This window comes from Streptomyces sp. NPDC012825, from assembly GCF_042900925.1.
In the GTDB taxonomy this organism is placed as follows: domain Bacteria; phylum Actinomycetota; class Actinomycetes; order Streptomycetales; family Streptomycetaceae; genus Streptomyces.
In genome coordinates, this window is record NZ_JBIBBZ010000018.1 from 100,212 (window position 1) to 123,617 (window position 23,406).

The 23,406-nt window shown below is 73.5% G+C and carries 21 protein-coding genes and 1 tRNA gene; 14 read left to right on the plus strand and 8 right to left on the minus strand.

The window, feature by feature from the left end; all coding sequences use genetic code 11:
* The first annotated feature begins 84 nt into the window (after positions 1–84).
* Positions 85–273 carry a CsbD family protein gene (locus tag ACFY7E_RS27670; RefSeq protein ID WP_389489442.1) on the plus strand — a complete coding sequence of 63 codons (189 nt, stop codon included), beginning with the start codon at positions 85–87 and terminating at the stop codon, positions 271–273.
* A 184-nt stretch (positions 274–457) separates the two neighbouring features.
* Here ACFY7E_RS27670 and ACFY7E_RS27675 read toward each other — a convergent pair whose 3' ends face one another.
* On the minus strand, positions 458–1,258 hold the full coding sequence (locus ACFY7E_RS27675) for a polysaccharide deacetylase family protein (RefSeq protein ID WP_389489445.1): 801 nt from the start codon (positions 1,256–1,258) through the stop codon (positions 458–460).
* A gap of 447 nt (positions 1,259–1,705) precedes the next feature.
* On the opposite strand from ACFY7E_RS27675, the gene ACFY7E_RS27680 reads away from it, so the two are divergent.
* The 12 genes from ACFY7E_RS27680 (at position 1,706) to ACFY7E_RS27735 (ending at position 16,018) form a co-directional block, all read left to right on the plus strand.
* Positions 1,706–2,236 (plus strand): hypothetical protein, encoded by a 531-nt coding sequence (locus tag ACFY7E_RS27680; RefSeq protein ID WP_389489447.1) that lies wholly within the window; start codon positions 1,706–1,708, stop codon positions 2,234–2,236.
* Positions 2,237–2,626: 390 nt separating this feature from the next.
* The gene (locus ACFY7E_RS27685; RefSeq protein WP_389489449.1) at positions 2,627–4,765 is read left to right on the plus strand and encodes a hypothetical protein; all 2,139 of its coding nucleotides are present in this window, start codon (positions 2,627–2,629) and stop codon (positions 4,763–4,765) included.
* A gap of 107 nt (positions 4,766–4,872) precedes the next feature.
* On the plus strand, positions 4,873–6,387 hold the full coding sequence (gene pelF, locus ACFY7E_RS27690) for a GT4 family glycosyltransferase PelF (protein WP_389489451.1): 1,515 nt from the start codon (positions 4,873–4,875) through the stop codon (positions 6,385–6,387).
* Positions 6,384–7,781 carry a hypothetical protein gene (locus ACFY7E_RS27695; protein WP_389489454.1) on the plus strand — a complete coding sequence of 466 codons (1,398 nt, stop codon included), beginning with the start codon at positions 6,384–6,386 and terminating at the stop codon, positions 7,779–7,781. The genes pelF and ACFY7E_RS27695 overlap by 4 nt, the downstream gene beginning before the upstream one ends.
* Before the next feature lie 62 nt (positions 7,782–7,843).
* Complete coding sequence (locus tag ACFY7E_RS27700) at positions 7,844–8,845, plus strand: GDP-mannose 4,6-dehydratase (RefSeq protein WP_383439067.1); 1,002 nt, start codon at positions 7,844–7,846, stop codon at positions 8,843–8,845.
* 31 nt (positions 8,846–8,876) lie between these two features.
* The gene (locus tag ACFY7E_RS27705; protein WP_389489458.1) at positions 8,877–9,590 is read left to right on the plus strand and encodes an NDP-sugar synthase; all 714 of its coding nucleotides are present in this window, start codon (positions 8,877–8,879) and stop codon (positions 9,588–9,590) included.
* Positions 9,591–9,596: 6 nt separating this feature from the next.
* The gene (locus ACFY7E_RS27710; protein ID WP_389489460.1) at positions 9,597–10,544 is read left to right on the plus strand and encodes an NAD-dependent epimerase/dehydratase family protein; all 948 of its coding nucleotides are present in this window, start codon (positions 9,597–9,599) and stop codon (positions 10,542–10,544) included.
* Positions 10,541–11,203 (plus strand): spherulation-specific family 4 protein, encoded by a 663-nt coding sequence (locus ACFY7E_RS27715; RefSeq protein ID WP_383439062.1) that lies wholly within the window; start codon positions 10,541–10,543, stop codon positions 11,201–11,203. The genes ACFY7E_RS27710 and ACFY7E_RS27715 overlap by 4 nt, the downstream gene beginning before the upstream one ends.
* Positions 11,200–12,201 (plus strand): endo alpha-1,4 polygalactosaminidase, encoded by a 1,002-nt coding sequence (locus tag ACFY7E_RS27720; protein WP_389489464.1) that lies wholly within the window; start codon positions 11,200–11,202, stop codon positions 12,199–12,201. The genes ACFY7E_RS27715 and ACFY7E_RS27720 overlap by 4 nt, the downstream gene beginning before the upstream one ends.
* 137 nt (positions 12,202–12,338) lie before the next feature.
* Positions 12,339–12,899, plus strand: a complete 561-nt coding sequence (locus ACFY7E_RS27725; RefSeq protein WP_389489466.1) for a 2Fe-2S iron-sulfur cluster-binding protein — start codon at positions 12,339–12,341, stop codon at positions 12,897–12,899.
* Positions 12,896–13,891: an FAD binding domain-containing protein gene (locus ACFY7E_RS27730; protein WP_389489469.1), complete on the plus strand. Its 996-nt coding sequence runs from the start codon at positions 12,896–12,898 to the stop codon at positions 13,889–13,891. Before ACFY7E_RS27725 ends, ACFY7E_RS27730 begins: the two co-directional genes overlap by 4 nt.
* Before the next feature lie 33 nt (positions 13,892–13,924).
* Positions 13,925–16,018, plus strand: coding sequence for a xanthine dehydrogenase family protein molybdopterin-binding subunit (locus ACFY7E_RS27735; RefSeq protein WP_389489472.1), 2,094 nt, complete (start codon positions 13,925–13,927; stop codon positions 16,016–16,018).
* A gap of 90 nt (positions 16,019–16,108) precedes the next feature.
* Here the strand turns inward: ACFY7E_RS27735 and ACFY7E_RS27740 are convergent.
* A tRNA-Pro gene (locus ACFY7E_RS27740) sits at positions 16,109–16,182 on the minus strand.
* Positions 16,183–16,674: 492 nt separating this feature from the next.
* Here ACFY7E_RS27740 and ACFY7E_RS27745 point away from each other — a divergent pair.
* Positions 16,675–17,883 (plus strand): acyl-CoA dehydrogenase family protein, encoded by a 1,209-nt coding sequence (locus ACFY7E_RS27745; RefSeq protein WP_389489474.1) that lies wholly within the window; start codon positions 16,675–16,677, stop codon positions 17,881–17,883.
* 80 nt (positions 17,884–17,963) lie between these two features.
* Here the strand turns inward: ACFY7E_RS27745 and ACFY7E_RS27750 are convergent, their stop codons facing one another.
* The 6 genes from ACFY7E_RS27750 to ACFY7E_RS27775 all read right to left on the minus strand — a co-directional run bounded on the left by ACFY7E_RS27750 (position 17,964) and on the right by ACFY7E_RS27775 (position 23,284).
* Positions 17,964–18,536: a GAF domain-containing protein gene (locus tag ACFY7E_RS27750; RefSeq protein WP_389489477.1), complete on the minus strand. Its 573-nt coding sequence runs from the start codon at positions 18,534–18,536 to the stop codon at positions 17,964–17,966.
* On the minus strand, positions 18,533–19,186 hold the full coding sequence (locus tag ACFY7E_RS27755; RefSeq protein ID WP_389489479.1) for an ATP/GTP-binding protein: 654 nt from the start codon (positions 19,184–19,186) through the stop codon (positions 18,533–18,535). The genes ACFY7E_RS27750 and ACFY7E_RS27755 overlap by 4 nt, the downstream gene beginning before the upstream one ends.
* On the minus strand, positions 19,164–19,535 hold the full coding sequence (locus ACFY7E_RS27760) for a DUF742 domain-containing protein (RefSeq protein ID WP_030215493.1): 372 nt from the start codon (positions 19,533–19,535) through the stop codon (positions 19,164–19,166). Before ACFY7E_RS27760 ends, ACFY7E_RS27755 begins: the two co-directional genes overlap by 23 nt.
* A gap of 2 nt (positions 19,536–19,537) precedes the next feature.
* Positions 19,538–19,972 carry a roadblock/LC7 domain-containing protein gene (locus ACFY7E_RS27765; RefSeq protein WP_030215496.1) on the minus strand — a complete coding sequence of 145 codons (435 nt, stop codon included), beginning with the start codon at positions 19,970–19,972 and terminating at the stop codon, positions 19,538–19,540.
* A gap of 7 nt (positions 19,973–19,979) precedes the next feature.
* Positions 19,980–22,010, minus strand: coding sequence for an ATP-binding protein (locus ACFY7E_RS27770; protein ID WP_389489482.1), 2,031 nt, complete (start codon positions 22,008–22,010; stop codon positions 19,980–19,982).
* 677 nt (positions 22,011–22,687) lie between these two features.
* Positions 22,688–23,284, minus strand: a complete 597-nt coding sequence (locus ACFY7E_RS27775) for a peptidoglycan recognition protein (RefSeq protein ID WP_389489485.1) — start codon at positions 23,282–23,284, stop codon at positions 22,688–22,690.
* Between the last annotated feature and the right edge of the window lie 122 nt (positions 23,285–23,406).

Below are 23,406 nucleotides of genomic sequence, written 5' to 3' on the forward strand. Positions count from 1 at the left end.
CTAGATGGTTGACGCGCGGAATCCGGGGAACCCGCCTAACGTGACCGAAGTACCCCAGTCGACCAGAAAAGGGGCATAAAAGTCATGGGTGAGAGCCACATGGACAAGGCCAAGGGCAAGCTCAAGGAGACCGCCGGCAAGGCGACCGGCAACGAGCGCCTGAAGAGCGAGGGGCAGGCGGACCAGATGAAGGGCCAGGCCCGCGAGGTGGGCGAGAAGGCCCGGGGCAAGGTCGAGGGCGTCCGCGACTCCCTGGACCGCGACAAGTCCTAGGGCTCGTACCTCGGAAGACGCTCGGGCCGCCGTACCGCGCTCTGGAGGACGGCCCGAACAGCGGAAGGACCGCCCGGCACCCGCCGGACGGTCCTCCTCGCGTTTCCAGGTCCGGGCGCGGATTCCCTCCCGCTTCCGGGCCCCGGCGCGGATTCCCTCGCGCCTCCGGGCCCCGGCGCGGACCTCAGGGGGCCGTCCGTACGGGGAAGCTGAAGGCGTGGCCCTGCTGCTCGAGCCACGGCAGCACCTGCCTCAACGCCGCGACGGTCTGGCCGCGGTCGCCGCCGCCGTCGTGGAAGAGGATGGTCGGGCCGTTGGACAGCTCGTTCTTGACCGTGTTCACGATCGAGGCCGTGCCGGGCAGCTCGAAGTCCTTGGTGTCCACGTTCCAGCCGAGCGGGCGCATGCCGGCCGCCGCGGCGATCCGCCGGCTGTCCGGGGTGAAGGCGCCGCCCGGCGCCCGGTAGTACTCGACCTTCGCTCCCCCGGCCGCGTCCTCGATCATCTTCTTCGCGTCCAGGATCTGCCGCTTCTGGTACGCGACGGACTTCTTGTCCATCGAGGTGTCGTGGGAGATCGTGTGGTCGCAGAGCCGGTGCCCGTCGGCGACGACCCTCCTGACGAGCCCGGGGTGCCGCTTCGCCTCGGGGCCCACCATGCAGAACACGGCCTTGACCCCGTACTGCTTCAGGATGTCCAGCATCTGGGGCGTCCAGCGCGGGTCGGGTCCGTCGTCGATCGTGATGTTCACCGCCGTGCCGCCCGCCTCGGCGGCGTGCGCGATGCTCTCCGGCGTCCTCCTCGGCGGCGCCTGCGCCGGTCCCCCGGTGTGTCCGGCCGGTGACCGTCCGGCCGTCGGGCGTCCGCTCCCCGCGTCCGTCTCCGCCTCCGCCTGCGTGACCGCGGTGGCGGCCCACACGGCCAGGCTGAGCCCGACCGCGGAGGCGACCACGGCCATGTGCGCTGTGTACTTGTTCCGCCCCATGGAATTGCCCACTCCCCGTTGTTCCAGGTCCTTCTCCCGGGTGAGAGGACGGTGCGAGCGGCGAGAAGGTTTCACCCACATGGCGGGACTTGCGCCCCGGCGCGGAAGGACACGGGCCCCCCACCGGAAGGACGTGCGCGGGGCGCCGAGAATCGGCCCCCTGGCCGGGAGCGAGCGGTGTCGGGCCGACGCGGCGGGCACGCCGGGCGTGCGGAACTGCCGCGTACGCGCCAATGGTGTAGCCCACCTCTCGGAGGCGTACGGGGAGCCGGGCCGGTCGGCGGCGAAGGGCCGCACCCGTCGCGGCGTGCGCGGATGCGGGCGGCCGGGGCCCCTCACGCTTTCCCCGCGGCTCCTTCACGGGAAGCGCGCTTTCGGCCGCCGGGCGCCCGGGCCGCCCGCGCGGGGGCAGACGCCGGGCCGCGCCCGTCCCTAGCCTCCCGGGCCATGCGATCCCACCTCACGAGGCGCCTGGGCCTCACCGCCGTCCTCGCCCTCTTCCTGACCGTGTTCGGCCTGGCGCCGGCCGCGAGCGCGGCCGAGTCGAACCCGCCCGCCGAGCTGTCGTTCAGCACCGACGCCGCCACGACCACTCCCGGCGGCACGGTGAACCTCTCCATGACCCTGACGAACAACAAGACCCACGACATCTGGTTCGTCTACCAGACGATCGACCCCACCTGGCTGACCACCCAGCGCCCGGACCTGAAGTACTCCTTCACCGGCTGTTCGCTCGCCGGCCCCGGCGGCAGCACCCCCTGCTCCGGCACCGGCCCCGCCAACCTCGGCGCCAACTACGGGACCACCGTGCCGCCCGGCCAGAGCAGGACCGTGACCCTGACCCTCCAGGTCGCCGCCGATTCCGGCTGCAACGGCAACATCGGCTTCTACTCGTACTTCTACGCCGAGTTCAGCGACAGCTCCAGCACCAGCGGCGGTCCGGTCTACACGCCCGAGACCCGCGTCCTCTGCGCCTGAGCGAGCGACGACCGGTCGGGGCGTGTCCGGAAACAGGCCATTCCCCGCCCGGCCCGCCGGTCTACACCAATGGCGGTCGCCTCAGTGGCCCCACGGCCCGCCAACGCCCCTCCCTCCCCTCCCACCTGGTCTTCGATCCCCGGGTGCGAGGGGCGGCCTGGCACCGGCGTGCCTTCCGGGCCGATTGTCACACCGGAACCACCGTCCCGGGCACCCGCGTTTTTCCGCCACCTTTCGCGGCGGGACCACAAAAGCTCCACAGATACCTCACCATTTGACGCGACGGATGCGTGGACGACCGGCCTTCGAGGGGGATGCCGGCGCCCACCAGGGGGTGCGTCCGCTCCTCGGAGCCGTACCCACCCCTGCTCCGGGAGGGGACACCACCGCATGAAGCGGCTCACCAGCACCACCTTGTTCACCACGGGCGCGCTCGTCGCCGCCCTCGTCCTGCCGGGCGCGTCGGCGCAGGCCGCCGAAGTGGACCCGCGCATCGACCTGCGGGTCCTCGTCGTGACCGACGGCGGCCCGGCCACGGAGGCCATCGCCGCCGAACTGGACGCCGCGGGAACGCCGTACACGAAGGTCGACCTCAACCGCGCCGACCGTCCCGTCATCGACGCCGGCTACCTCGCGGACACCGTGGGCAGCCGGAAGCGGGCCAAGTTCCAGGCCGTCGTCCTGCCGAACGACAACCCGTTCCCGGCCGGCTCCGCGGAGATGAGCGCGCTCGCGAACTACGAGCGGGCCTTCGACGTCCCGCAGGTGGACGCGTACACCTACGCCCGGCCCGAGGTCGGCCTCCAGTACGCCGTCCTCGGCGGATACGCGGGGAGCCTCGACGGGGTGCGGGCCCAGACGACCGCCGCCGGTCTCTCGGGGCCGTTCGGCTACCTCGAAGGAGCCGTGCCGTTCGAGGACAACTCGCCCTCCGTGGGTGAGAGCTACGCCTACCTGTCGACACCGGCGGCGGGCGCGGACTTCACCTCGTACGTCGATGCCGCGATACCCGGGACGACCAAGCGCGGGTCCCTGGTCGGCGAGTACCGGCACGACGGGCGCCGCGAGCTGGTCGTCACCTTCGTCTACAACCAGTACCAGCAGCAGTTCCGCCTGCTCGCCCGCGGCATCGTGGAGTGGATGACCGGCGGGACGCACCTGGGCGCCTCCCGGAACTACTTCGCCGTCCACGTCGACGACGTGTTCGCGGCCGACGACCGCTGGAACTCCACGCTCAACTGCACGCCCGGCGACGTGGACTGCACCGATCCCAACGCGGTGCCGGACCCGATCCGGATGACGGCGGCCGACGTGGACCACGCCGCCTCCTGGCAGAGCGCGCGCGGCTTCACCCTGGACATGGCGTACAACGCCGCCGGAACCGTCGACTTCCGCACGGACAACAACGGCGCGGACCCGCTGGCCGACCGGTTCGTCGCGAAGCGGAACGACTTCCGCTGGATCAACCACACCTACACGCACGCCTTCCTCGGCTGCGAGCAGAACACCACCGTGGTGCCGTGGCAGTGCGCCACCAACCCCGACGGCTCGACCAAGTGGGTCTCCCGGCAGGACGTCTCCGACGAGATCGCGCTCAACCGCGTGTGGGGCCAGACCGCCGGACTCCCGCTGCAGAACGACGAGCTGGTCACCGGCGAGCACTCCGGACTGCGCGTCCTGCCCCAGCAGAACGTCGACAACCCCAACCTGGGGCCGGCCCTCGGCGACAACGGCATCGGCTGGCTGGCCTCGGACAACTCCCGCGAACCCGGCCAGCGCCAGGTCGGAACGGCCACGACGGTCCCCCGTTACCCGATGAACGTCTTCTACAACGCGGGCCGGGCGGCCGAGCAGGTCGACGAGTACAACTGGATCTACACCAGCCGCGCGCAGGGCGGCAGCGGGATCTGCGAGGACAACCCGGCCACCACCACCTGCCTGGCCGCCCCGCTCGACCCGGCCACCGGCTACACGGACCACATCGTGCCCCTGGAGCGGCAGATCGCGCTGGGCCACGTCCTCGCCAACGACCCCAAGCCGCACTTCATCCACCAGTCGAACCTGGCCGAGGACCGCATCGCCTACCCGGTCCTGGACGGCGTCCTCGACGCGTACGACGCGCTGTTCGCTCCGGGCACCCCGGTGGTGAACCTGCGGATGAAGGACATCGGGCAGGAGCTCCAGCGGCGCTCCGCGTGGCGCACGGCCGTCCAGAACGGCCAGGTCACGGCGTACCGCATCGGTGACACGGTGACCGTCGAGGCCCCGAACGGCACGACGGTCCCGGTGACCGTGCCCGAGGGCACCCTGCGGTACGACGACGGCTCCGAATCCGCCTTCGGCGACGCGTACGCGGGCAAGCGGTCCGGCTGGGCGTCCCTCGCGGGCGCGCCGCTGGACCTGGAGCTGTCCTACGTCGCGCCCCTCCGGGCCGACGGCCCCGCCCCGGCCCGGACCACGGCTCCGGCCCCGGCCGCCCGGGTCCCCGCGGGCGTCGCCGAACCGGTCGCCCCCGGCACGGACGGCTGACCGCCGCACCGCCGACGCCTGCCCCGCAGGGGCGGCGAGGTCCCGGCCGCCCACCGGCGGCCGGGACCGGCACGACCACTCCCACCACGGCCGTGGAGCACACACCCATGCACGTACACCGCGGCGCTCGGCGCTCCGGCGCCCCGCGCGTCACCCTCCTGACCGAAGGCACCTACCCGCACAGTCACGGGGGTGTCAGCGTCTGGTGCGACCAGCTCGTCACCGGCATGCCGGACGTCGACTTCCACGTCCTCGCCGTCACCGGCTCCGGCCGCGAGCCGCTCGCCTGGGACCTGCCGTCCCACGTCTCCCGCGTCCTGTCCGTCCCCATGTGGGGGCCGGCACCGGACGGGCGGCCGCCCCGGGGCAGGGCGGGCCGACGGCTCGCCGACGCCTACGAGAGGTTCCTGACGGCGCTGCTCGACCCGAGCGCCGAGGCCGGCTTCGGTCCCGCCCTGTACACCCTCGCGCACGCCGCCGGGGACGGTCTGCTCAGCCCGTTCCTGCGGAGCGACGCGGCGATCTCGGTGCTCACCGCCGTGTGGCGGCGGCCGGGGCTCGCCGTGCGGGAGGCCCGGCCGACCCTGCACGACGCGCTGACCGCCACGGCCCTGCTCGAACACGCCCTGCGGCCGCTGTCCGCGCCGCCGCCCACGGAGGGGGTCGCGCACGCCGTCAGCGGCGGGGTGGCCGCGCTCCCGGGCCTCGCGGCCCTCGAACGCAACGGGGTGCCGCTGCTGCTCACCGAGCACGGCGTGTACCTGCGCGAGCGCTACCTCGGCTACCGCACCGCCCCCTACCGCTGGCCGGTGAAGGCCGTGGTCCTGGGCTTCTTCCGGCTGCTCGCGGAGGAGAGCTACCGCCGGGCCGCCCTGATCACCCCGGGCAACCGCTACAACCGGCTGTGGGAGGAGGAGGGCGGCGCCGACCCCGAGGCGATCCGCACCGTCTACAACGGCGTCGACCCCGCCGCCTTCCCGCCCGCGGGTCCCGAGCCGGACGCCCCCACCCTCAGCTGGGCCGGGCGCGTGGACCCGATCAAGGACCTGGAGACCCTGATACGCGCCCTCGCCCTGGTCCGGGAGCGGATGCCCGCCGTGCGGCTGCGGCTCTTCGGCGGCACGCCCCGGGGCGGGGAGGCCTACCGGGAGCGCTGCGAGGCCCTGGCGGCCGAGCTCGGCCACGCGGACGCCGTGACCTTCGAGGGGCGCGTCGACGACATCAAGGACGCCTACGCGGCCGGGAACGTCGTGATGCTGTCCAGCATCAGCGAGGGCTTCCCGTTCACCCTGATCGAGGCGATGTCGTGCGGGCGCGCGACCGTCTCCACCGACGTCGGAGGGGTCCGGGAGGCCGTCGGCAACACCGGTCTCGTGGTGCCGCCGCGCGACCCGGCCGCGATGGCGGACGCCGCGCTCGCGCTCCTCGGCGACGCCGCCCGGCGCCGGGCGATGGGCGAGGCGGCCCGGCTGCGGGTGATCGAACGGTTCACCCTCCGGCAGACCGTCGACACCTTCCGCGCGATCTATCACGAACTGGCCGCCGGCGGACGGCGGTCGGAGCCCGTCCGGATCGTCCTGCCCGTCCCGGCGGTCAGCGGCACGGGGAGCCTCGCCGGATGAGCGGCCCGATATTCCTCGAACCCGGCGGGGCCGAGCAGGACACGCTCGCCATCCGCCTGGCCGTGCCGCGCCCCCGTCGCTTCCTGGACGACGCGACGCTCGCGATCCGGCTCCCCTCGAAGGGCCCGGACGAGGAGGCGGTCAGCGCGCTCGCCGCCGAACTCGCCGACCGCATCGGCCCGGCCGTCCACCCCTACGAGGTGGCCGCGCTCCTGGAGGCGGACGGCCTGTCCGCCTCCATGATCAAGGAGCGGTACGGGCATCCCACCCTGTTCTCGCTGGCCGCGGCGCTGTACGAGCGGGTGCCCCGGGCGTTCCCCGAGCCGGCCGCGCCCCCGGACCCGTGGCGGCCGGACACCGTGCGGTGCCTGCTGCGCGGCCTGCTGTTCGCGCTTCCGGCCCTGGCCTATCTGCTCACCGCCCCGCTGTGGCGGATCGACGAGCACGCCCCCGTCCTGATCACGGCGGGCGTCGTCTCCTGGGCGTGGGGACAGGGGCTCGGGCACCGGGCGCACCTGCGGCTCACCACGGGCCGGCGGGAGGCGTCGCGCACGCTGCTCGCCGGTTCCCTGCTCGGGGCGTGCGTGGCCACGGGCCTCGCCGCGATCCCCGCCGGGGGCGGCCCGGCCACCGTCGCGGCGGCGGCCCAGTCGCTGTACCTGGCGGCGGCGGGCGTCCTGCTCGTGCTCGGCCGGGAGCGGCTGCTGCTCGCCGCGCTCAGCCCGCTGATCGCCGGCGCCGCGGTGCTGCCCTGGTGGGAGCCCGGCACCCTGCTGCGGCTCACCTTCCCGCTGCTCGCGCTCCTCGCCACGCTCGCCGTCGCCCTGTGGGTCCTGGCCTCCGGCCTCGGCGTCCCGGCCGCCGAGGGCCCGCGTCCCCGGCTGCGCGGCTCCGTGCCGTACGGCCTGTTCGGGCTCGCCGCGGCGGTGCTCGTGACCCTGGAGGGCCGGCAGGACCCGTACGCGGTCATCGTCCTGACGCTGAGCATGGGCCCGGCGGAGTGGCTGCTCTACCGCTACCGGGGCTGGTCGGTCGCCGCGCTGCGCGCCAGCGCGACGCTCCGGGCGTTCCTGTTCCGCTCCTCCGGCGTCCTCGCCCTCTGTCTCGTCTGCTACCTGCTGCTCCTGCTGGTCCCGGCGCTGCTCCTGGGCTCCGGACCGGTCGCGCTGCTGTCCCTGGCGGCGGTGCTGTGGGCCGCCCTCCTGCTCCAGGCGTTCGGCGTGGCCTGGCCACCGGCCGTGGTCTGTCTGACGACCGCCGCGGGCGCCGTGGTCATCACCCGGGCGGACCTGCCCGACGGGTCCGCCGTGCTGCCGTCGGTCTGTGCCGCGGCCGCGGTCTGCCTGGCGGCCTGTGTGGTCGCCCTCCTGGGACGGCCGTCCCCGCACGCCTGACGGGCCGCCCGCCGCTCCTCCCCCCTACCACTGTGCTGTTCTCCGTCGAAAGGACCGAAGAGTTGACCTCCGCACCGCTCGCCGCCGTCACCGGGGCCGAAGGGTTCATCGGCTCGCACCTCACGGAGGCGCTCGTCGCCTCCGGCCACCGGGTCAGGGCCATGGCCCAGTACAACTCGTTCTCCTCCTACGGCTGGCTGGAGACGCTCTCGCCCGAGGTCCTCGACCAGGTGGAGATCGTGCTGGGCGACGTCCGCGACCCGGGCTCGGTGCGCGGCCTGCTCGACGGCGCCGACTGCGCGTACCACCTGGCCGCGCTGATCGCGATCCCGTACTCCTACCAGGCGCCGCACAGTTACGTGGACACCAACGTGACCGGCACCCTCAACGTCCTCGAAGCCGTGCGCGCCCTGGGGACGCCCCGCCTGGTGCACACCTCGACCAGCGAGACGTACGGCACCGCGCAGACGGTCCCGATCACCGAGGACCACCCCATCAACACCCAGTCCCCGTACGCCGCTTCGAAGGCGGGCGGCGACCGGCTCGCGGACAGCTACCACGCCAGCTTCGGCACCCCCGTGGTGACGCTGCGCCCGTTCAACACCTTCGGCCCCCGGCAGTCGATGCGGGCCGTGATCCCCACCGTCATCGGCCAGGTGGCGGCCGGGGAGCGCACCCTCACCCTCGGGGACCTGCGTCCCACCCGGGACTTCACCTACGTGAAGGACACCGCGCGGGCCTTCCTCACCGTGGGCACGGCCCCGGCGGAGGACGTCGTGGGCCGCACCTTCAACGCGGGCACGGGCGGGGAGATCTCCGTCGGCGACCTGGTCGCGCTGATCGGCAAGGTCATGGACACCCCCCTCGACGTCCGCGAGGACCCGGCCCGGCTGCGGCCGGCCGACTCCGAGGTGATGCGGCTGGTCGCGGACGCGTCCCGGCTGACCGCGGCGACCGGCTGGCAGCCGGACCACTCCCTGGAGGAGGGCCTCGCGCGGACCGCCGAGTGGTTCACCGACCCCGCGAACCTGGCCCGCTACAAGACCGGCATCTACAACATCTGACCCGTCCGGCACGTCCCGCAGGAGGTATGCCATGCACGCTGTGATCCTGGCCGGTGGAAAGGGTGTCCGGCTGCGGCCGTACACCACCGCGCTGCCCAAGCCCCTCGTCCCCATCGGGGACCAGCACGCGATCCTGGAGATCGTGCTGCGCCAGCTGTCCCAGGCCGGCTTCACCCACTGCACCCTCGCCATCGGGCACCTGGGGCAGATCATCCGCGCCTACGTGGGCGACGGTTCGCAGTGGGGCCTGAGCATCGACTACGCCACCGAGGAGAACCCGCTCGGCACGATGGGCCCCCTGCTCAACCTGCGGGACCGGCTGCCGGAGCACTTCCTCGTCATGAACGGCGACGTGCTCACCGACCTCGACTACGCCGACGTGCTGCGCCGGCACGAGACGTCGGGCGCGCCGCTGACCATCGCCACGTACGCCCGCAAGGTGCACATCGACTTCGGGGTGCTGACCACCGACGACAGCCGGGTGGTCGCCTTCACCGAGAAGCCCAGCATCGACTACCGGGTGTCCATGGGGGTCTACGGCGTCTCCCGGAAGACCCTGGACGCCTACACCCCGGGGCTCCCCCTCGGCTTCGACGAGCTGGTGCTCGACCTGCTCGCCGCCGAGACGCCCCCGCACGCCTACGACTTCGACGGCTACTGGCTGGACATCGGCCGTCCCGACGACTACGACCGGGCCAACGCGGAGTTCACCAGCCGCAAGTCCCTCCTGCTCAAGGGAGCCTGAACAGCAATGCGCATCCTCGTCCTCGGCGCCGGCGGATACCTGGGCGGCCACGTCACCGAGCGGCTGCGCGCCCTCCCGGGCGCGCGGGTCCTCGTCGGCGGCCGTTCCCCGGGGGCCGACGTGGCCGTCGACCTCGCCGCCGACCGCCCGTACCTCCTGGCGGGGGCCCTGGCGAAGGCCGCGCCCGACGCCGTGGTCAACTGCGCGGGCGCGACCGGCGGCGACGCCGTCACGCTCGCGGAGGTGAACGCGCGGGGACCCGCCGCCCTGTGCGCGGCCCTGCGCGAGGCCGCCCCCGGGGCCCGTCTGGTCCATCTGGGGTCGGCCGCGGAGTACGGTCCGGGCACGCCCGGTCTGCGGGTGGCGGAGTCGGAGCCGTGCGCCCCGGCGGGGCCGTACGGCGCGACCAAGCTGGCGGGGACGGTGGCGGTGACGTCGTCGGGGCTCGACGCGGTCGTGCTGAGGGTGGGCAATCCGGTGGGCGCCGGGGCTCCGGCCACGGGCCTGCCGGGCCGGGTCGCCGCCCTCCTGGCCGAGGTGGAGGACCCCGGGGACCCGGAGGGGGAGCTGCGGCTCGGCGACCTCTCCGCGTACCGCGACTTCGTGGACGTACGGGACGTGGCGCGCGCGGTGGAGCTGGCGGCGACCGCGCCGGGGCCGCTGCCGCCGGTCCTGAACGTCGGCGGCGGCGAGGCGCTTCCCGTACGGGAGTTGGTGCGGCGCCTCGCGGACACGGCCGGGTTCCGGGGCCGGATCGTGGAGGCGGGCGCGGACGGGAACGGGGGCGCGGGCGGTTCGGAGCGGTCCGCGCGCGTGTCCTGGCAGTGCTCGGACATCACCGCGGCCGCCACCGCCCTGGGCTGGGCCCCGTCCCACTCCCTCGACGCGTCGCTCGCGGCGCTGTGGGGAGCCCGGCCGCACGCCTGCGCGCCCGACCGGGTGGCGGCGTCGTGAGTCTGCTGATCCCGCTGTACGTCCACCCGGCCGAGGACCCGGACGCCTGGCACCGGCTGATCACCGGCGCCGCGCACACGTACGCCGTCGTGCTCAACCCGGCGAGCGGTCCCGGTGACGCGCCGGACCCGGCGTTCGTCGCCGCGGCCCGCGCGCTGCGCGCGGCGGGGGCCCGGCTGCTCGGCTACGTGGACACGGACTACGGCATGCGCGACGCGGAGGTCATCACCGAGGAGGCGCTCCGGCACCGGGAGTGGTACGGGGTGGACGGCTGCTTCCTGGACCAGACGACGGCGGGGCGGGACGGCCTGCCGGCCGCCCGGCGCGCGGTGCGTTCGCTGCGCAGGGAGGGCATCTCCCCCGTGGTCATCAACCCGGGGGTCCACCCCGCCCCCGGCTATGTGCGGCTCGCGGACCTGACGGTCACCTTCGAGGGCCACTGGTCGACGTACGTCTCGACGTTCAGCCGCCCGTCGTGGACGGCGCGACTGCCGTCCGAACGGCTCTGCCACCTGGTGTACGGGGTGCCCGCCCCGCTCGTCCCGCTGGCCGTGCGCACCGCGCGCGAACGGGGCGCGGGGGTCTGCGGCCCGGTGACGGGAGAGCCGCCGAACCCGTGGGCGGGGCTGACCCCGGCCCTGGCGGAGGCGGACCGATGAGGCGGCGGCCGGGCGCGGTCCTCACGGCCGCGCTCCTGGCCCTGGCCTTCCTGGCGGGCTGCTCGGGGGAGCCCGCGGGGCCGGCCGGAGGAGCGGGTACGGGCGGACCGGGCGCGAGCACCGCGACCGCCCGGCCGACGAGCCCCGCGCCCGTACCCACGCCCACGACCGGGGATCCGACGACGCCCCGGCCTCCCGGCCCGACGCTCGATCCCTCGACCGGCCGGACCTCGACCGGCCGGCCCACGACCACCGGGCCCGTGCCGGACCCCGCGCCCACCCGCCGTCCCGTGTCCGGCGCGCGCTGGCAGCCGCGCCCCGGCCTGTCCTGGCAGTGGCAGCTCAACGGCAGGGTGGACCCGTCCGTCGACGTGCCGGTGTACGACATCGACGGCTTCGAGAACGGCGCCGTCGACGTGGCCCGGCTGCACCGGGACGGGCGAAAGGTGATCTGCTACGTCAACGTGGGCGCCTGGGAGGACTACCGCCCCGACCGGGACGCCTTCCCCGAGTCCGTCCTGGGCGGCCCCAACGGCTGGCACGGCGAACGCTGGCTGGACGTCCGCCGCGTCGACGTCCTGCGCCCCCTGATGGAGCGGCGGTTCGACATGTGCCGCGACAAGGGCTTCGACGCGGTGGAACCGGACCTGGTGGAGGGCTACGGCAACGACACCGGCTTTCCCCTGACGGCGGACGACCAGCTCCGCTACAACCGCATGATCGCGGACATCGCCCACGAGCGCGGCCTGGCGGTGGGCCTCAAGAACGACCTGGCCCAGATCCCCGCCCTGGTGGACCACTTCGACTTCGCGGTCAACGAGGAGTGCGCCCAGTTCGACGAGTGCGGCCGACTCGAACCCTTCATCGCGGCGGGCAAGGCGGTCTTCCACGTGGAGTACGAGGAGGCCCCGTCCCGCTTCTGTCCCCGGTCCCGCTCCCTGCGCCTGTCGTCGATGCTGAAGAACCCGGAACTGGACGTGTGGCGTAAGCCCTGCTGATCCGGAACGGCCCTCCGCCGTCCCGGCCCCGGTGAAGCCGTCCGCATGCCCCACGGCAGGCGGGGCAGGCGCCCCTCGCATACCGTCGACGCAGGCGAAGGCGAGGAGGAGGACCCGTGGAATCCGTGGACCGATCCGTGGACCGGAGTACAGCGGCGGGCGGGACCACAGGTGTCCCTCCCGAGGCCGCCTCCACCCTCACCCTGCGGGTCAACGGCGAGGACCATCCCCTCACCGTCGACAACCGCACCACCCTTCTGGACGCGCTGCGCGACCACCTCGACCTCACCGGTTCGAAGAAGGGCTGCGACCACGGGCAGTGCGGGACCTGCACCGTCCTCCTCGACGGCCGGCGCGTGAACAGCTGTCTGCTGCTCGCCGTCGCCTGCGCGGACGGGTCCGTCACCACGGTCGAGGGCCTCGCCGACGGCGACCGGCTCCACCCGGTCCAGGAGGCCTTCGTCGCCCGGGACGCCCTGCAGTGCGGCTACTGCACCCCCGGCCAGATCTGCTCGGCCGTCGCCCTCCTCGACGAGGCCGCCGACGGTCAGCCGTCGTACGTGACGCCGCCGGAGCGGCCGCCGGGCGGCCCGGTGCCCCTCACCCCGGACGAGATCCGCGAGCGCATGAGCGGGAACATCTGCCGCTGCGGCGCCTATCCGAACATCGTCGACGCGATCGAGGAGGCCGCGCGGTGAAGCCCTTCGCGTACGTCCGTCCGGAGCGCACCGAGGAGGCGATCGACCGGTTCGCCGCCCAGCCCGGCGCCCGGTTCCTCGCGGGCGGGACCAACCTCGTGGACCTGATGAAGCTGGGGGTCGCGGGACCGCCGCTGCTCATCGACATCAACGGGCTGCCGCTCGACGCCGTCGAGGAGACCCCCGAGGGCGGCCTGCGCGTCGGCGCGACCGCGCGCAACAGCGACGTGGCCGCCCATCCGCTCGTGCGCGCCCGCTACCCCGTCCTCTCGCAGGCCCTCCTGGCCGGTGCCTCCCCGCAGCTGCGGAACGCGGCCACCACCGGGGGCAACCTGCTCCAGCGCACCCGCTGCCCGTACTTCCAGGACGCGTCGAAGCCGTGCAACAAGCGCGTGCCCGGGTCGGGCTGCCCGGCCCGGGAAGGGGTCCACCGCGACCTCGCCGTGCTCGGCCACTCCGCCCACTGCGTCGCCACGCACCCGTCGGACATGGCGGTCGCCCTCGCCGCCCTGGACGCGGAGGTCCGGCTGCTCGGACCGGCGGGCGAGCGGACGGTGCCGGTCACGGAGTTCCACCGGCTGCCCGGCGACCGCCCGGACCGGGACACCGTCGTCGAGGACGGCGAGCTGATCACCGGCGTGACGCTGCCCGCGCCCCCGCCCGGCGCGCGCGGGGCCTACCGCAAGGCCCGCGACCGCGCCTCGTACGCCTTCGCGCTCGCCTCCGTCGCCGCCGTCCTGACGGTCGAGGACGGGCGGATCGGACACGCGGCCCTCGCCTTCGGCGGTCTCGCCCACAAGCCCTGGCGGGCCCGCGCGGCGGAGGAGGTGCTGCGGGGCGCCCCGGCGACCGCCGAGACCTTCGAACGGGCCGCCGACGCCGAACTCGCCGCCGCCGAGCCGCTGCGCGACAACGGCTTCAAGGTCCCCCTCGCCCGCAACCTCGCCGTGAGCGTGCTGCACGGACTCGCGTCCCGCGCCGACACGGCCTGACCACCCGACGCCCACCACAGGAGGCACCGCGCCATGACCAGCCAGCTCGCGCGTCCGACGACGGGGGCCGTCCGCCGCGACGCCCGGCAGAAGGTGACGGGCGAGGCCCGCTACGCCGTCGACCGGACGCCGCCCGGCTGTCTCCACGCCTGTCCCGTGCCGGCCGCCGTCGCCCGCGGCCGGGTCACCGCCGTGCACGCCGACGCGGTCCTGAAGCGCCCCGGCGTGCACGCCGTACTGACCCATGAGAACGCGCCCCGGCTCGGCGAGTCGGACGACCCGGCGCTCCTGCTGCTCCAGGACGACCGGGTGCCGCACCGCGGCTGGTACGTGGCCGTCGTCGTCGCCGACACGCCGGAGATCGCGCGCGAGGCCGCCGAGGCCCTCGACGTCGACTACGCCGTCGAGGACCACGACGTCCTGCTGCGCGCCGACCACCCGGACCTCTACACGCCCGAGGAGGCCAACGGCGGTTTTCCGGCCGTGCGCGAGCGCGGCGACTTCGCCGCGGCCTTCGCCGCGTCGCCGGTGCGGATCGACGCGACGTACTCCATGAGCGCCCTGCACAACCATCCGATGGAGCCCCACGCGTCCACGGCCCGCTGGGAGGACGACGGCCTCACCGTGTACGACTCCAGCCAGGGTGCGTCGACGGTACGGGACGCCCTGGCGGGCCTCTTCGAGCTGCCCCCGGAGCGGGTCACCGTCGTCTCGGCCTTCGTCGGCGGCGGCTTCGGCTCGAAGGGCACGCCCCGGCCCCCGTGCGTCCTGGCGGCGATGGCCTCCCGGCACACCGGCCGTCCCGTGCGGCTCGTCCTGCCCCGCCGTGAGCTGGCGGCGGTCGTGGGGCACCGCGCGCCCACCGTCCAGCGCCTGCGCGTCGGCGCGTCCGAGGAGGGGGTGATCAGCGCCCTCTCCCACGAAGTCGTCACCCAGACGTCGACGGTGAAGGAGTTCGTGGAGCAGGCCGCCGTCCCCGCCCGCACCATGTACACCTCCCCCCACAGCTTCACCGGTCACCGGGTGGTGGCCCTGGACGTGCCGTCCCCGTCGTGGATGCGCGCCCCGGGCGAGGCGTCCGGCATGTACGCCCTGGAGTCGGCCATGGACGAGCTGGCCGTCGCGGCGGGCGTCGACCCGGTGGAGCTCCGGCTGCGCAACGAGCCCGACGCGGAGCCCGACAGCGGCAAGCCGTTCAGCAGCCGGGGCCTCGCCGACTGCCTGCGGGAGGGCGCGCGGCTCTTCGGCTGGGAGGGCCGCGACCCCTGTCCCGGCGCCCGCCGCGAGGGAGACCTGCTGTGGGGCACGGGCGTCGCCTCGGCCACCTATCCCGTGCTCCTGAGCCCGTGCAAGGCATCGGCGCACGCGGCGCCGGACGGGCGGTACACCGTACGGGTCGACGCCACGGACATCGGCACGGGCGCGCGCACCGTCCTGGCCCAGATCGCCGCCGAGGCCCTCGACGTCCCGCTCGACTCGGTACGGGTCGAGCTCGGCAGCAGCGTCCTGCCCGACGCGCCCGTGGCGGGCGGTTCCTCCGGCACGGGCTCCTGGGGCTGGGCCGTGCACAAGGCCTGCACGGCCCTGCGCGGGACGCTGGCCGACCGTTCCGGACCGCTGCCGTCCGAGGGCGTCACCGTCGAGGCGGACACCGAGGAGGAGACGGGCGAGGACTCCCCGTACGCCCGGCACGCCTTCGGCGCCCACTTCGCGGAGGTCCGCGTCGACACCGTCACCGGCGAGGTCCGGGTGAGCCGGCTGCTCGGCGTCTACGCGGCGGGACGGATCCTCAACCCCCGTACGGCCCGCTCCCAGTTCATCGGCGGGATGACGATGGGCCTCGGCATGGCGCTGACCGAGCACAGCACCATGGACGCCGCCTTCGGCGACTACACGGAACGCGACCTGGCCTCCTACCACGTACCGGCCTGCGCCGACGTGCCGGCGATCGAGGCGCGCTGGGTGGAGGAGCACGACCCCCACCTCAACCCGATGGGCAGCAAGGGCATCGGGGAGATCGGCATCGTCGGTACGGCCGCGGCGATCGCCAACGCCGTCCACCACGCGACCGGTGTGCGCCTGCGCGACCTGCCCCTGACCCCGGACCGGCTCCTGCCCCACCTGTAGGCGGCGGGCCGGCCGGGGGGGGACGCGGAAAAAGCCCGGGGGCCGCTTCGGATCTCTCCGAAGCGGCCCCCGGGCCACGACTCTCACGAGTCGGGACGACAGGATTTGAACCTGCGACCCCTTGACCCCCAGTCAAGTGCGCTACCAAGCTGCGCCACGTCCCGATGCCCGTCTGACCTGGGGTTTCCCCCTGGCCGAACGCGCATGAGAACAATACCGCACTTTCCCGGATGGTCACGAACCCCTTTCCCTGCGCCCCCGGACGGACACGGGCGGACACAGGGGGACACGGGCGGATGCGGACGAGAGGCAGCGAGGAGGGGCCGGAATGCCGCTCTTCTGGCGAATAAGGCGCTCATATGGTGAAGACGGGGGCCGTACAGCCTTATGTTCCGGCCTTCCTTGCCCCTGGCATGTGGCAGAAACATGCCTACGGAAAGGCGGCACGGAGGGTACCGAGCAGGCCAAGTCCGCACGAAACACAGTCGCGTTCCCTCGTCAACCGCTCCTGTTTCAGACAAACTTCGCTGCGTTATTGATCCGTCACTGAAAGATCAACACCATGAAGAGGTCGGCCTGTTCGGGACGGGACCACTGCCGATGCACCACCTGGTCGGACAACCCACCGATCAGGCGTTTCGCAGGAGGGACTCGTCATGGACAGCTACTTCAGCAGCCGCCTGCATCATGAGCTCAGGGAGACGGTGCGGGCCTTCGCGGAGCGCGAGGTCCGGCCGCGAATAGCCGAGATGGAGGCGTCCCGGACGGTCCACCACGAGCTGTCCCGGACGATCGCCGAGCAGGGCTGGCTGGGCGCGACGATCAGCCCCGAGTACGGCGGCATGGGCGCGGGCCACCTGGCCAAGACCATCATCATCGAGGAGCTCTCCCGGGTCAGCGGCGCCATGGGCGCCATGGTCCAGGCGTCCCAGCTGGGCACCGCCAAGATCGTCCACTTCGGCAGCGACGAGCAGCGCAAGACCTGGCTCCCGGCCATCGCCGCCGGCGAGTGCCTGCCGACCATCGCGGTCACCGAGCCCGACGCCGGCGGCCACGTCCTCGGCATGAGCGCCAGTGCGGTCCGGGACGGCGACGACTACGTCCTCAACGGCAGCAAGGTCTACGTCGGCAACAGCCACGTGGGCGATCTGCACGGCGTCGTGGTCAGGACCGGCCCCGGCTCGAAAGGGCTCAGCGCGTTTCTGGTCGAATCCGATCGACCGGGTTTCAGGACCGGTCCGCAGCAGACCGCCATGGGACTCCACGGCTTCAGCTTCGGCGAGCTGATCTTCGAGAACTGCCGGATCCCGGCCGCCAACCTGCTCGGCGACGAGGGCGACGGCCTCTCCGTCGCGTACTCCTCCAGCGTGCTGTACGGGCGGGCCAACCTCACCGCCGTCTCCCTCGGCATCCACCAGGCGATCCTGGAGGAGACCACCCGCTTCGCCTCCGAGCGCATCCGCTACGGAAAGCCGCTCCACGACCTCCCCACGGTCAAGCTGAAGCTGGGCCAGATGCAGTCCCGGCTCATGACCGCCCGGCTGGCCGCGTACCACGCCGTGCACCTGCTCGACCAGGGTCTCTCCTGCGACGCCGAGCTGATGAACGCCAAGCTCGTCAACGTCGAGTCGGCGCTCGACTCCGGCCGCAACGCCATGGAGATCCACGCCGCCGCCGGCCTCTTCACGGACCGGGCCATCGAGCGGTACCTGCGGGACGCGCACCACATCTTCGCCCCCGCCGGCACCTCCGACATCCAGCTCCTGCGCCTGGCCGAGGTCGCCCTCGGCCAGGACAAGGGCAGCTGGTCGGAGCGGCTGTCCGAGGTGGTCCGCACGCCCGTGCCGGAGCCGCTGCCCGTCTGATCCGCGGCCGGTCACGACGGACGGGGGCCAGGCACGGCCACCGCCGTACCGGGCCCCGGCCCGTCGTCGGACGCCGACGGTCAGAGCACGCCGTCCTCGCGGCGGTGGATCTGCTCCACCAGCTCCGCGGCCATCGCCTTGATGGTCTCCAGACCGGCGCGCCCCCACGGGCGCACGTCGGTGTCGACCACGCAGATGGTGCCGAGCGCGACCCCGGTGCGGTCGATCAGCGGCGCCCCCATGTAGGAACGGATGCCGATCTCGTCCACGACCGGGTTGCCCGCGAAGCGCGGGTAGTCGCAGACGTCCTCCAGGACGAGCGCCTTGCGCCGCACCACCACGTGGGGGCAGTAGCCGTGGTCACGGGCCATGAAGCGGCCGACGCCGCCCGCGCCCGCGGCGGCCGCGCCCAGGTCGCTGCCGGAGTGGGTGCCCTCGGGGGTGTGGAGGCCCGCGAAGAACTGCCGGTTCTCGTCGATGAAGTTGACCATCGAGAACGGGGCGCCGGTCATCTCGGCGAGCCGGTGCGCGAAGTCGTCGAACGCCGGCTCCGGCCGCTCCCCCAGACCGAGTTCGCGCAGCCGCCGCACCCGGCCCGGCGCGTCCTTGTCCTGGGGGGTCAGCAGCATGTGGCCGGTCGGGTCGTAGGTCATGGCGTGGCTCCGTAGCTCGGCACGGTGTCCGGGATGGTGGTGAGCAGGTACTGGACGAGGGTGAGCAGGGTGCTGATGCCGGAGCTGGAGATCCGGGCGTCGCAGAGGACGACCGGCACCTGCGGGTCGAGGTCGAGCGCGGCCCGCACCTCGTCCGGCTCGTAGCGGTGGGCGCCGTCGAACTCGTTGATCGCGACGACGAAGCGGATGCCCCGCCGTTCGAAGAAGTCGACGGCGGCGAAGCACTCCTGGAGCCTGCGGGTGTCGGCGAGGACGACCGCCCCGAGCGCTCCCTCGGAGAGCTCGTCCCACATGAACCAGAAGCGCTCCTGGCCCGGGGTGCCGAAGAGGTACAGCACGTGGTGGTTGTCGAGCGTGATGCGGCCGAAGTCCATGGCGACGGTGGTCGTGGTCTTGGACTCCACGCCCTCCAGGCTGTCGGTGGCCGCGCTGACCGAGGTCAGCAGCTCCTCGGTGCTCAGCGGTTCGATCTCGCTGACGGCGCCCACGAGGGTCGTCTTGCCCACGCCGAAGCCGCCCGCCACCAGGATCTTCACCGCGGTGGGGAAGGAGTCCGCGGGGAAGGGGTCCGCCGGGGAGGGGTCGGGCGCGAAGCTCTCGTGGCGCTCAGAGCCGTTGTCGTAGGCCATCGAGCACTGCCTCCAGCAAGGAACGGTCGGTTGGGTTGGCGTGGAAGCGGGGCGCCCGCGCGGTGAGCGCCCCGCAGTCCACGAGGTCGGAGAGCAGGACCTTGGTGACGACGGCCGGCAGCCTCAGGTGCGCCGCGACCTCGGCCACCGAGGTGGGCCCGTCGCACAGCCCGAGGGCCAGGCTGTGCTCGGGACCCATGTGCGCCTGGGGGGACGAACCGGTCGCCATCACCATCGACAGCAGGTCGAGGGCGGTGGTGGGCCTGGTCCGGCCGCCGCTGACGGTGTACGGACGGATCAGCCGGCCGGCCGCGTCGTCGAGCCAGGGTCCTTCCTGGGGGGACGTCACGGTTACTGTCCGAAGCCGCCGAGGGCGCCGGCGGCCTGCCGGGCGGGAGTGACCAGGTACGGCCGGACGCTCTTGACCAGCATCGCCATCTCGTAGCCGAGGACGGCCGCGTCCGCCTCGCGCCCGGCGAGGACGGCCAGGCAGGTGCCGGAGCCGGCGGTGGAGACGAACAGGAGGGTGGAGTCCAGCTCCACGACCACCTGGCGGACCTCGCCGCCGTCGCCGAAGCGGGCACCCGCGCTCCGGCCGAGCGAGTACAGGCCGGAGGCGAGCGCCGCCATGTGGTCGGCGGCGTCGGGGTCGAGGCCGTGGACGGATTTGACGAGGCCGTCGGAGGAGAGCAGAACGGCGTTGCGGGTGTACGGGACCCGCTGGACCAGTCCGCTCAGCAGCCAGTCGAGGTCCGAGGAATGGCCGGTCGGCGCATTGCTCGCCATGGTGCATCTACTCCTTGTGCGGGTCGCCGGGGCGCGGCGACTCATGGGGGGCGGGCTGGGATTCGGCGAGGCCGATGCCGCGCTGGAACGCGGCCATCAGGCCCGGGTCGTGCAGGGCGTGCTCCTCGGTCCTGCGGGCCGCGGGCTCCTCGCGCAGCTGCGGGACGAGGTGCTCCTGGGCGCGCCGCTTGGGGAGCAGGGGCCTGCCGCCGTCCTCGGCGGGGGGTGCCGGGGGCAGCGGCGAGACCAGGGAGGCCGGCGGGCCCAGGTGTCCGGTGTCGGCCGGACGGTCGGGGGCCGCGGGGACGGGGCCGGTGTCCCCGTACCCGCCGGGCCGCTCGGTCGTACGGGGGTACGCGTACGAGCCGGTGGCGGGGGTCTCCTCGTGGCGGGCGGCGGCCCGCTCCGGGAAGGGGCCGGACGCCGGTGCGTGGGGGGCGGGGACTCCGTTCGCCCGCGCGGGCACGGGTGTCTGCGGGTGGGACGGGACGGCGGGGGGCGCCTGGTGGGGCGGGACCTGCGCCGGCACGGGACTCGGGTGCGGGCCGGGGGCCGGTGCGTGGGACGGGGCCTGTACCGGGAACGGGGCCTGTGCAGGGGACGGGGCCTGTGCAGGGGACGGGGCCTGTGCAGGGGACGGGGCCTGTGCAGGGGACGGGGCCTGTGCAGGGGACGGGGCCGTGACCGCGGGCTGTGCCGGGGGCTGGGGCTGCATCTGCACCTGGCCGGGCGGGATCGCGGAGGACCCGGTGGTCGCGGCGGCCTGGCGCTCGTGCTGGGCGAGGCCCTCCGGGTCGGCGCCGAGGAGGCCCTGCGGGAGGACGAGCACGGCCTGGACGCCGCCGTAGATGTTGGACTGGAGGCGTACGGCGATGCCGTGCCGGCGGGCGAGCGCCGAGACGACGAAGAGTCCGATGCGGCCGTCCTGGAGCAGGTGCGAGACGTTGACCTGGTCGGGGTCGGCGAGCAGGGCGTTCATCTTGCTCTGCTCGGCGGCGGGCATGCCCAGTCCGCGGTCCTCGACCTCGATCGCGAGGCCCGCCGTGACGTACTGGGCGCGCAGCAGCACCGTGGTGTGCGGTGCGGAGAACAGCGTCGCGTTCTCGACCAGTTCGGCGAGGAGGTGGATGACGTCGGCCACGGCATGGCCCCGGAGCGTACCGTCGATCGGGGGGACGAGCTTCACGCGCGGGTACTGCTCGACCTCGGCGATGGAGGAGCGGAGCACCTCGGTCATGGTGACCGGGTTCGACCACTGGCGGCGGGAGATGGCGCCGCCGAGCACGGCGAGGTTCTCGGCGTGGCGGCGGATGCGGGTGGCCAGGTGGTCGACGTGGAACAGGCCCTTGAGCAGCTCCGGGTCCTCGACCTCGTTCTCCAGCTCGTCGAGGAGCTGGATCTCCCGGTGGACCAGGGACTGGAGGCGTCGGGCGAGGTTGACGAAGACCTCGACCTTCTGTTCGTTCCCGACGCTGCTGGAGAGCCGGGACGCCTGCACGACGGCCGACACGGCGGCTTCGTGAGAGCGCGTCAGTTCCTGTGTGAGGAGGTCGAATTCGTCACCTGTGGTGGACGCGGCCGGCGGAACGGGCCGGGGCGGTACGCCCTCTCCCCTGCGCAGTTGTTCGACGATCGCGCGCAGTTCGCTCTGGCCGCGGGCGCTGGTGCGGCGCAGGGCGTTGCAGCGGTCGAGGACCGCCTTGGCGGCGCGGTCGGCGCCGAGCGCGGCGGCCGCGACGGAGGCGACGGTGAGGGCGGCGGCGCCGGTGAGCGCGGCCCAGAGGCCGGGGGTGGGGGTGGCTCCCGTGGAGCGGATGGTGAAGAGGACGGCCGCCGCGCCGCCGAGGGCCACCGCGATGGCGGGGAGGACGGAGGTGCGCAGGAGTTGGGGACGTATGCGGGCTTCCGCGGGGAGCGGCGCGGGGGACTGCGTCGTGGGGTTGCTGCCGTTACCGGTGGCGGAACGGGCGCCTTGCCGGCCGTGCCGCCCGCCCTCGCGTCGGTCGGAACGCGAGGCGGGTGCGCGAAGTTGAGACATGAGTGTCCTTGGTACGTGCCCAGGAGTCGGCGTACTGCGGGGAGCGTGTCGGGGGGCGAGCCGGGTGTTCTCCCGGAGGGACTACGGGGATCGTCTACGGGGTCGTCTACGGGGGTGGGGGGAGCCTACCGATGATCGTCAACCACACACTGTAGTCGTCAACCGTTCATGTGCGGAGCGCAGTTGGCAAACTTACCCGTACTGCGGCCCGGTCCGGTATCGCCCCTCGCACAACAGGCCGAGAACAGGCGGCCGAAAGTCGTTCCCGTGGTGCGGGGTGATCGCCGGGGAGGGGGAACGGAAGGGGGCGGAGGCGCTCTCGCACCTCCGCCCTCTGCGGAAATCGCCCCCGCCCGGAATTCTCGGCGGAAATGCGGACCCGCCCGGTCCGCCCCTCCCCCACGGGCGTCCCGGCCTCTCGTGGGCTCCGGTCCGCGTCCGCCGCGAACGTCTTCCGCCGCCCGGTCGGAGCCTGCGCCGACGGCCGACTCCGTACGCGCGGCGGTGCCGACGGTGGACAGTCCGTCACCTTGGGTGAGGAGACGACCCGGGCGGGGCGCCCGCCGAGTCCGGTGGACGCGGCGGCGAGCACCCGGGTCGTGCCTTACGACGCCGAGCGGCCGGGACCCTGTGGAGGGTTCCGGCCGCTGGCGTGTTCGTGGTGGTGGTCGCGCTCGTCAGTTTCCGACCGCGTACGGGGAGGCGCCCGCGGCCGTACGGATGCCGGGGAGCGCGGAGTACAGGGTCACGCCGGGGCAGAGCGTGGCGTAGCCGTCGCGGTGTCCGGAGATGGTGTTCAACGTGACGACCTGGCCCTTCTTCCACACGCCGGTGTCGCCGGCGGCGGTGAGGGCCACCTTCGCCTCCGGGTCGACGCCGTGCAGGCCGAGCTTCCAGGCGGCGAGGTCGGCGATGGCCTGCTTGGCCGCGGCCGTCGGCGTGCCGCCGTTCTCGTAGTCGCCGAGCAGCGAGATGCCCGCGGAGTAGCTGTTGAACCCGTAGGTGTGCGCCCCGAGGACGGGCCGGTCCACGCCGCCCGCGCGGCCCTCGAAGACCGTGCCGCACTTGTCGACGAAGAAGTTGTAGCCGATGTCGTTCCAGCCGTTCGTCCGCACGTGGTAGGTGAGGATCGCGCGGATGATGGCGGGAGAGTCGGCGCAGGTGTAGTTGTTCGTCCCCGCGGTGTGGTGGACGAAGACGGCGTCGAGCTTGTTCAGGTACGAGGGCGGGTCCTGGACGAGGGACTCGTCCGCGCCCCAGGCGGCCCGGCTCACGACGGCCGGGACGGTGTCGGCTTCGTAGTGGAGTGACCCCCGAAATTCCGACACCTGGACGCTGGATGTTTGGTCATCCAGAGGAAGTGATCCAAGGTGGCAAAGCGGAAGAACTACCCCGA